The 9,326-nt window shown below is 56.6% G+C and carries 8 protein-coding genes; 5 read left to right on the top strand and 3 right to left on the bottom strand.

From position 1 onward, the window contains the following. Positions 1-417: 417 nt before the first annotated feature. Complete coding sequence (locus CJ255_RS19855) at positions 418-1,491, top strand: DNA methyltransferase (protein WP_097645824.1); 1,074 nt, start codon at positions 418-420, stop codon at positions 1,489-1,491. 8 nt (positions 1,492-1,499) lie between these two features. On the opposite strand, the gene CJ255_RS19850 is transcribed toward CJ255_RS19855, so the two are convergent. Further along, positions 1,500-2,582, bottom strand: coding sequence for a tetratricopeptide repeat protein (locus CJ255_RS19850; RefSeq protein ID WP_097645823.1), 1,083 nt, complete (start codon positions 2,580-2,582; stop codon positions 1,500-1,502). Between the two features lie 75 nt (positions 2,583-2,657). Then, on the bottom strand, positions 2,658-3,779 hold the full coding sequence (locus CJ255_RS19845) for a DNA double-strand break repair nuclease NurA (RefSeq protein WP_097645822.1): 1,122 nt from the start codon (positions 3,777-3,779) through the stop codon (positions 2,658-2,660). 182 nt (positions 3,780-3,961) lie between these two features. Between CJ255_RS19845 and CJ255_RS19840 the strand changes: the two genes are divergently transcribed. Further along, the gene (locus CJ255_RS19840) at positions 3,962-5,365 is read left to right on the top strand and encodes a glycosyltransferase family 4 protein (protein ID WP_097645821.1); all 1,404 of its coding nucleotides are present in this window, start codon (positions 3,962-3,964) and stop codon (positions 5,363-5,365) included. Positions 5,366-6,073: 708 nt separating this feature from the next. Here the strand turns inward: CJ255_RS19840 and CJ255_RS19830 are convergent. Continuing rightward, complete coding sequence (locus CJ255_RS19830) at positions 6,074-6,991, bottom strand: isoaspartyl peptidase/L-asparaginase family protein (RefSeq protein ID WP_097645819.1); 918 nt, start codon at positions 6,989-6,991, stop codon at positions 6,074-6,076. Between the two features lie 307 nt (positions 6,992-7,298). Here CJ255_RS19830 and CJ255_RS19825 point away from each other — a divergent pair, with 307 nt between their 5' ends. The 3 genes from CJ255_RS19825 to CJ255_RS19815 are packed head-to-tail and all read left to right on the top strand — an operon-like array spanning position 7,299 to position 9,185. After that, a complete protein-coding gene (locus CJ255_RS19825) occupies positions 7,299-7,706 on the top strand; it encodes a cobalamin B12-binding domain-containing protein (RefSeq protein WP_097645818.1) in 408 nt (135 codons plus the stop codon). 4 nt (positions 7,707-7,710) lie between these two features. Next, complete coding sequence (gene meaB, locus CJ255_RS19820; protein ID WP_097645817.1) at positions 7,711-8,673, top strand: methylmalonyl Co-A mutase-associated GTPase MeaB; 963 nt, start codon at positions 7,711-7,713, stop codon at positions 8,671-8,673. Beyond that, positions 8,634-9,185: a hypothetical protein gene (locus CJ255_RS19815; protein ID WP_124682022.1), complete on the top strand. Its 552-nt coding sequence runs from the start codon at positions 8,634-8,636 to the stop codon at positions 9,183-9,185. Before meaB ends, CJ255_RS19815 begins: the two co-directional genes overlap by 40 nt. Positions 9,186-9,326: the final 141 nt, after the last annotated feature.

Here is a 9,326-nt window from a genome sequence, read left to right as displayed (position 1 = left end):
GTAGTGCCGACTAATGGTCTTCCAGTAAATAATCCGCTAACCAGACCTCGCAGATCTGGCATATCTATCAGGTCTAGTCCGTGCCGCGACACCGGATTAATTTCTGGAAGACCATAAGTCGGCTGAGGTCACCGACAACCCCCGGATGCCGACTAAAGTCGGCACTACGACTGTAAAGCTGAAAGCGCATTTCTGAAACCATCCCTAGCAACTTTGTTTTTTCGTATTGGACAAGGTTTTAAGATTACTTTACAGTTTGGTCTCCGACGGAGTGCCGACTTTAGTCGGCTGAGACCGTAGGTTGCCATTAGATGCCGACTAAAGTCGGCACTCCAACTGTAAAGGTGAAAGGCCGTTTCTGAAACCTTATCTTGGCGGCAAAGCCGCCAATACGAAAAAACAAAGAGGGGTTATGAAATGAAAAAAAACGTTCTCCTCCTTGATCCCACCACCACCGTTGAGAAACTTGCAGCAATCAAAAACGTTGCAAATCTTAGTGAACTTAAGGTGTCAATAAACAAACTTCAAACAGAGCTACAAGACCCTCACAATCCAATTCATACCAATGGTTCAAATCTTCAGGCTGTTGAGTATGATTACGAGACACTCAACGCCGAGTTGGAGCAGATTGTACGCTCACTCACGCTGGATCGTGCTATCTACTACGTCAACCGCCTGATCAAAAGTATCACCGAGACCCGCACGAGCGCGATCAATGACATCAATTTGAACCGTTGGAAAGAGTATGACGAGATTATCACCGATAGCCTCTGGGTGATTGATCGGCGCGACAGTTCGGGGGTGCATACGGCGGGCTACTGGGGCAATTTTATCCCCCAAATCCCGCACCAGTTGATGCGCCGCTATACCAAACGTGGCGATTGGGTGCTCGATACCTTTGCTGGCTCAGGCACCACCATGATCGAAGGACAACGCTTGGGCCGTCATGTTTTAGGTGTGGAACTCCAAAATCGTATGGTTAGCCACATCAAAAAAATTATTGTGAAAGAACCGAATCGCTATGGTGCTACCATTGATATTATTGAGGGCGATAGTAGCACCATTGACTATAAAGCACTATTGGCTAAATATGGGCAAGAGAGCGTACAGCTTGTCATTATGCACCCACCCTACTACGATATTATCAAATTCAGCGAGGATCCTCGCGATCTCTCGAATGCCCATTCAACCGAGGGTTTCCTCAGCATGATGGGTGCAGTCATGAGCAACGCAGCCCCCATCCTCGAACGGGGCCGCTACCTGGCCATCGTGATTGGCGATAAATACTACAAAGGCGATTGGATTCCCCTTGGCTTCCAGACGATGAATGCGGCGCTTGAACGCGGCTTTAGCCTGAAGAGCATTATCGTCAAAAATTTTGAAGATACCTCAGGCAAGCGCAATCAGAAGGAACTTTGGCGCTACCGTGCTCTGGTGGGTGGCTTCTATATTTTTAAGCATGAGTATATTTTCTTGTTGAAGAAGCAATGAATTGTACGTCACTCTTCGGCCAAGGCAGCAAGTGATGCTTCAAACCTGCGCACAGTCTCAGTCGCACCGATTTGACGGTAGATCTCTAAACTTGCACGCAAGTATGCCATGCTCGCAGCTTGGTCATCTTGAATAAGGGCAAGCCGACTCAGAATGCGTAGAGCTACGCCCTGACCTTCAAGGTCGTTGCGCTCGAGCGATTGCGCCAGAGCCTGCTGGAAGGCTTCTTCTGCCAAACTTGCGTTAATCTGCAGGTAGATCATGCCTCGCACGTAGCTTATAACTGGCTCGTCGGGGGCATCGGCCAGTAAGGCCAGCGCATCAATAGTGAGTCTTTGTTGGTAGTAGAGGGTGGCAAGTACCAGCTTCTGTGCGGTCGGATCAAGCCCAAGAGCGGCGATCTGCTCGGTATAGGCGCTTATGAGTTCAGTATCTCTGGCGCTCAACAGGCGCACTAGGTTAGGATTTCTGAGGAAGCGCTCGTCCTGTTGGGAACTGCGCTGCGGGTCGTTGGCAACCGCGACGACAAACTGGTAGGCGACACCTGGTTCAAGCGCCGCGACATCGTCCGGGAAGTCCATGCTGGTCACCGCGCCAACATCGCGCTCCCAGACCACGCGCTCGTCAGTGAGTAGCGTCACGCTACGCAGCAGGGTGACGCGGTAGCCTTCAGCATCGTGCGCAGGTGTCCAGCGGATCTGCGGGCGTGGATCGAGCAGCCGACCCTGCAAGGGGGTGATCACCAATGGGATCGAGTCACCATGGCTATGTGAACTTCCCACTGCTTCTAGGAGCGGGTAGCTCAGAATGTGCGTCTCAGCTCCACAAGGAATAATGCCTTGATGATCGTCTACTACAATGAGTTGCAGATCGCTGCAAACAATCGTGGCACGTCCTTGCACGCGCAACTCGTCACCAGACGTTAGCATGGTGCCAAACATAGCCGGAGCGTAGCTCTGCCAATCACTGCGCTTCACCTCGGCATGACCTTCTACGTCAACAAGGATGTGTAACGGTGGGTTAGGCGCTGACGCTGTTAGACTACAGCCAGTTATGGTGAGCACCAAGCTAAGGAGCATGAACCAACGCATTGCAACTTCCTCAATCTACAATCTACAATCTACAATCTACAATCTACAATCTACAATCTACAATCGAAAATGGCATCACCGCCGTGGCGTGCGGTGCGGCCCCAAGAAGCGCTGCACCACCGCAAGGTCGAACTCGTTCTGCAGGGTGGTGCGGGCTCCTTCGGCGGTGGCCGCGAGGGCGTGGCCGAGTTGACGGCAGATCGCGTCGGCCAAAAATTGGGGCAGCGGTTCTTGGATACTGTTGACCCGCAAGGCGTTGCGGAAGGTGGCAAGTACTGCGCCCAATGGCTCACGGGCGATCAGGGCTGCCGGTAGCTCGATGCGATAGGCTGGGCCACTGGCTTCAGGGCGGTAGTAGATGACATAGAGTTGCCCATAGCCATGCTCAATTGCCCGCCGTAAAGATCGAAAGTCGCTGATCGTCGGACTGCGATAGCCAGTCAAAAGATGGGGGCGGTCACGACGAATGAGCGGCATCGGTATGGCATATTCACCCGGATTGAGGACACTCGTCCAGAGCGTGCGGTCGGTAATGGTTCCCGAAAGTTGTGGTGCAAACTCTAGGACATCGTCGGCGGCGGTAGCCGCTTTGGAGTGGGCAATCACGCGGCGACATTCTAGCACCAGACGCCAGTCTTCGTTGGTGAAGAACTGTTCGATCAAGGGGCGAAAGTCGGCCCACCATGCGGGAGGCCGGTTGCTGCGGTGGTCTTGGGCCAGGCGCATCAGCAGACGGTTGATTTCGAGCAGGACAGAGTAGAAGGATCCGTCGAGGACAAAGAGGCCGCTGCTGGTGGCGCGAATGCGCCGGGCTAGGAGGTGCAGTTCGAGCAGTGAGCGTAGCCCGCCCAAGATGCTCTCTAGCTCCTCTACGGGGGGCAGCATGCGCACCAAGACCTCTTGGTCGGTCAGGGTATCCTCTTCAACCGCTGCTGCTGCAATCGCAGCAAAGCCCGCCCCAGCGGCGGCTACGCTGGCATGCGCCCCATCCACGGCACAGAGCCGCCGCGTTGGGCCATCGGGAGTCGCTTTGATACGCCGTTCCAGCGTGGCGCGCAGATGCTCGCGCTGCTCATCAAGCTCACTGAGCGTCGTGCGACACGCCGCTGCGCACGCCTCAATCGTGGCTAATACCGCAGCCGGTAGCGCCGCTGTGCCAAGTTTTGTGCTGCTGGGGTGTGGCTCTGAATTTGACATATGCTCGTTGCTACGTGAAGGCTACTACCAATTACCCTTGAACATGCCGCATTATCAAGAATGCTAACGCCCATTGGGACGCCATGTTCGGCAATCTGCAATCTGCAATCGTAAATGGTATAATGCTGTTCATTATACCAAGTGGGAGGCTCCTGTGAGGCCCATGGTACAATGCCTGCACTATGAAGATTCCGCGTATTGCCTATTGCTCGCCAGTCAACCCGGCCCCTTCGGGCATCTCGGATTATAGTGAGGAGCTATTGCCCTATTTGGGGCAGTATGCCGAGCTGACGCTCTTTGTGGAGGATGGGCTGCGGCCAAGTAATCGGCTGTTGACGCAGCAGCTTGAGGTTTTGCCGTTGCGACGGCTGCCACGCGAGTTGCGGCGACGCCCTTATGATGCCCTGGTCTACCATATGGGCAATAGTCCGGCCCATGCGGGCATTTGGCGTTCGGCCCAACGCCTGCCTGGGGTGGTGGTGCTGCACGATTTTGTTTTGCACCACTTTATGCTCTGGTATGCGGCCAATGTGCAGCGCGATATTCAGCTCTATGTGCGGGCGATGCTGGAGCGTTATGGCGAGCCGGGGGGCCATATTGCCCAACTGATGATTCGTTCGCGCTTTAGCGATGCGGCCTTTGATTTTCCCTGTTGCGAGCCGGTTTTGGCTCAGGCGCGGGGGCTGATTGCTCATAGCCACTATGTGGCCGAACGGGTTGCGGCCCTAAGCCCGGCGTTGCCGCGTGCGGTTGTGCCTATGGGTGTGCCTTCGCCCCCGCCAATTGAGCGTAACGCTGCGCGTGCGCGTCTAGGGCTGCCGCAGGATGGGGCTATCTTGGCCAGCTTTGGGCATATCAATGCCTGGAAACGCATCGAACCGACCCTGCGAGCGTTGGCGGCGCTGCGCGCCGAGGGGCGTGAGGTGCGCTACCTGCTGGTCGGCAGTGTTTCGCCCAACTACGACCTCAAGGGGCTGATTGAGCGTAGCCGTTTGAGCGAGGCGGTACGCATTACTGGCTACGCACCGCGCGAACAGTTCGAGGACTATGTGGCCGCTGCTGACATCTGTGTGAACCTGCGCTACCCCACGGGTGGCGAGACGAGCGCGAGCCTCTTGCGGCTGCTTGGGGCGGGGCGACCTACACTTGTCAGTGCCGTAGGCGCATTTGCCGAACTACCGCCTGGTGTGGTTGCTCAGGTAGACCCCGGCCCCGCCGAGGGGGATCAGATTTTGGCCTATTGCCGTTTGCTGCTTGACCGGCCTGAGCTTGCGGAGCAACTGGGGCAACAGGCCCGCAGCTTTGTCGCCCGCGAACATACGCTTGCCCAGGCGGCCCAAAGCTACATCCGCTTCCTCGCCCGGCTCTACGGCTGGCCGATGGTGGTACGCCACCGCGAGCAGCCGCTTTGGCACCCAGAGCCTACGGCTACATCAGCAGCAAGCGTGGCCGCAGCGCCTGCACCACAGCCCCTGCCCCCAGCCAGCCCGCTCGTGCAGACGACTGCCAACGCCATGCAAGAGTTGGGCCTGAGCGACAGCGCCCTACTCAGGCGCATCGCTCAACGCATCACCGAAGTGAGCTAGGGGGGTTGGGGCAGAACCTGGTTCTGCCCCAAACCCCCTAGCTTGGCGGGGTTTAGGCGCGGCTTCGCCGCCATAAGAATGGGGGCATGGGGCAGAACATGGTTCTGCCCCAACATCTTGTAACTCCGGGCTCTACACTAGAGGCTGATGGGCATGTATTCGGTACTCGTGTGGTGACAAACGGCCCATCAAAGGTGCGATGTAACGACGCACGACAGCGCGGCCAATCCAGTTCACCTGGTGGTCGTGAGGAGTGTAGACCAATGCTTAGTCAATCTCAGCGCGAACGTATTCTCAGCCATCTCGAACGTGGATGGAAACTTCCCGACAGTCTCGTTCAAGAGCTCTGGATCGCCTATGAGTCCCTTGAGCGTTCGCAGCTTCAGCGCCATAACGTGAGCAACGGGGAACATACCCCCCAGCATACCCACCATGATCATTGTTCGGTAGGGGAGGGGTGTAGGAATTAGGCGGGGTAGCGCATCCGCAATGCGTATGCGTATGGGGGCTACGCCCCAAACCCCGTTTTTTTGTTTAGTGGTTATGCGTTGGATTGCCGGCTGAAGCCGGCACTCCAACGCCAGTTCATAGAATTTTCAGACAGCCTCTTAAGGTAGTGCCGACTTTAGCCGGCTGAGGTCGGCGACAACCCCCGGATGCCGACTAAAGTCGGCACTACGACGGTAAAAAAGAAATCTCTTCAGATCTCTAGCAACCCCAGATGGCCTGCGCCCCTTCAGACTGATAGGCATAGGCCATACGCTGCGTATTCCAAGCGAGGCCGATGCGGGCTTGGGGGGTTAGGATAATACAGCCGCCGTTCCCGCCGGGTACGGCGCGTCCGAGCGTGCGCACGGCCACTTCGGCGGCAGATTGGGGCGGCAGGCCGCGTTCAAGCAACTCGATGGCGCGACGAGCCATTGCTACACGGGTGATCGCCTCACCCCAGCCGGTACAGACCGCCGCACCAACGCGACCATCGGCATAGAGGCCACAACCAATGAGTGGTGTATCGCCGATGCGTCCGGGCAGCTTAAAGGGTGTACCGCCGGTTGAATTGGCCGCCACGAGGTTGCCCATACGATCGAGCGCAATCGCTCCCACCGTATCGTGGCCACCAACAACGTGAACCTCCGTATGGGGAGGGTTCTCAGCAGGCGCTTGGGCTTGACCAGCCTGCCAACGCTCCCAGAGGTGGCGTTCACGGGGCGTAATCAGTTCATGGTTGTCGCAGAGAGGGAGGCCGCAGGCAACAGCGAACTGTTCGGCCCCTTCGCCCGCGAGGAATGTGGCGGGCCCTTCAAGCACATGCCGCGCCAAGCTGATCGGATTGCGTAGCCGACGCAGATTGGCCACTGCGCCATACCTGAGTGTGCGCCCATCCATCAGTGCAGCATCAAGCTCAACCGTTCCGGCGCTCGTAAGCACCGAGCCGGTACCCGCATCAAACGTTGGGTCATCCTCCAGCACCCGCACCGCCGCCTCGCATGCATCGAGCGCACTTGCGCCAGTCTTCAACACGGCCCAGCCTGTCTCCAAGGCTGCCCGGCAACCCGCCACATGCGCCTCAACCAGCGAATCGGGGATGTTCCATGCACCACCGTGGATGATCATTGCGATAGGCATACATGCTACTTTGCATCATGGTATGAACGGCATAGAATCGTACTCTACCACAGGCTGTAGCAGGATGCAACCTCATACAGCCTCTTTTTCCTTAAGTTCAGCCAGTCCAGGGTCATGTTAGCCCTTCCCAATTCCCTATCTGTGGCTTATCGTCGCCCCCCCCCTCCTGAAAGCTCATAGGGCATGCTATAATCAGCTTACTTTACCTCTGTTCTTCAGTTCTTCAGTTCTTCAGTTCTTCAGTTCTTCTGTTCTTCTGTTCTTCTGTTCTTCATGTTCCTTTTCTACTCAATGGAGACACACCGCAATGGAGCGCACCATTCGTGTTTTAGTTGCCAAACCTGGACTTGATGGCCATGATCGGGGCGCGAAGATCATTGCCCGGGCGTTGCGCGATGCGGGGATGGAGGTGATCTACACCGGCTTGCAGCAGACGCCCCAGATGATCGTTGAGGCGGCATTGCAAGAGGATGTGGATGTGATTGGCCTCTCGATCCTCTCGGGCGCACATATGACCCTGCTGCCTAAGGTGATGCAACTGCTGCGCGAGGCGCAGATGGACGATGTGCTGGTGGTTGCCGGGGGGATTATCTCGGATGAAGATGCCCAGGTGCTGTGTGAACAGCATGGCATGCATGCTATCTTTGGGCCGGGGGCCTCGACCCACGAGATTGTGCGCTATATTAAGGATCAAGTTGGGGTTGCACGGGAGTAGGCTTGTGGATTATGGCGATCTCATAGCGCGTCTGCGCTCTGGTGAGCGGCGGGCCCTCGCTCGGGCGTTGAGTCTGGTTGAGCGGGGCGGGCCAGCGGCGCGAGCGTTGTTGGCCGCCGCCTATCCCCACAGTGGCAAGGCCCACCTGGTGGGTGTTACCGGCCCACCGGGCTCTGGCAAGTCAACGCTGGTGAGCCAACTGGCTCTGGAGTGGCGTCAACGCGGTGCCCAAGTGGGCGTTATTGCTGTAGATCCCAGTTCGCCCTTTAGTGGTGGCGCGGTCTTGGGTGACCGCATTCGTATGCAACAACTTGCAGGCGACACGGGGGTTTTTATTCGCTCAATGGCTAGTCGTGGGCGCTTGGGCGGCCTTGCACGCGCTACGGCAGACGCGGCCATCCTGATGGATGTGGCCCGTTTTGACCATGTGCTGATCGAGACGGTGGGAGCTGGTCAGAGTGAGGTGGATATTGCACGCACTGCCCATACGACGCTGGTGGTGGACATCCCCGGTATGGGCGATGATGTGCAGAGTATCAAAGCGGGCATTCTGGAGATTGCCGACATCTTTGTGGTCAATAAAGCCGACCGTGAAGGGGCCGAGCGGGTGGCCCAGCAGTTGCGTACGATGCTGCAATTTGGTTCCCGCGACGCCAATGCTTGGCAAGTGCCGGTACTCTTGACGGTGGCTAGTGAAGGGCGCGGCTGCGCTGCGCTTGTTGCGGCAGCCAACGAACACTATGCTCACCTCCAGCAGAGCGGGCTTGCAGAGGCATGTGCCCATGCTGCCGCCGAACGCGAATTGAGCGCTGCCCTCCAAGAATTGGCGCTTGAACAAACTCGTGGCCCCGCTTGGGACACTCTGGTACGCCAGATCGCCCAACGTACCCGCGATCCCTATGCTGCGGCACTGGAATTGTTGAACCAATGGAAACAACACCAATCCTGCAATGGCAAGCCCAACTAAAAGTCCGGCACTGCCGAGTGCAGCGCTTTAGGTTGTCTATGAGCTTCCTGTTCATTGCTGCACTCTTGGGCCTGGTCTTTGCTGCGGCTTGGAGTATGCCCGTTTCGCTGGAACGCACGCTGAGTTTGGTGCGGGTATCGTTGTTTATTGGGGTTGTTCTGCTTAGTCTTGGATTTTTTGGCGCTATTACCGCTTTTTTTATCTATTTTATCGCAGAAGATCATGAATATGAGATTAATGAAACAGGGATCATTAAAAGAGATGCTCTATCGAAAGAGTATGAGGGGGCTACATCCCGCTTTCTGATCTGGATTAAACAACAAGAAGCCAAACAGAGGGAGACAACAACGATCCATTGGCATCAGATCAGCCGAATGAAGCTCCACAAGCGCCACGCGATCATTACGATCTACCGTTGGCTCATTATTCCCACCTGCTCACTGGCGTGTACGCCAGCAAACTGTGAGCAGGTGGCGCAGGTACTCCGTGAGCAGTTGGCGGCGCGGAGGTAGGGGGCGAGCAGGCGTTCATGATCTGCAATCTGCAATCTGACATGGGGAAGCAGAAATTGTTACGTATCCCAGCAGCTTGTCATGCTGAATAGAACATGGGGCGCAGGCATCGTAGTGCCGACGTTAGTCGGCTGAGGTCTT

It is taken from the genome of Candidatus Viridilinea mediisalina (assembly GCF_002532535.1).
Taxonomy (GTDB): domain Bacteria; phylum Chloroflexota; class Chloroflexia; order Chloroflexales; family Chloroflexaceae; genus Viridilinea; species Viridilinea mediisalina.
This window is presented reverse-complemented; position numbering and strand designations above follow the sequence as displayed.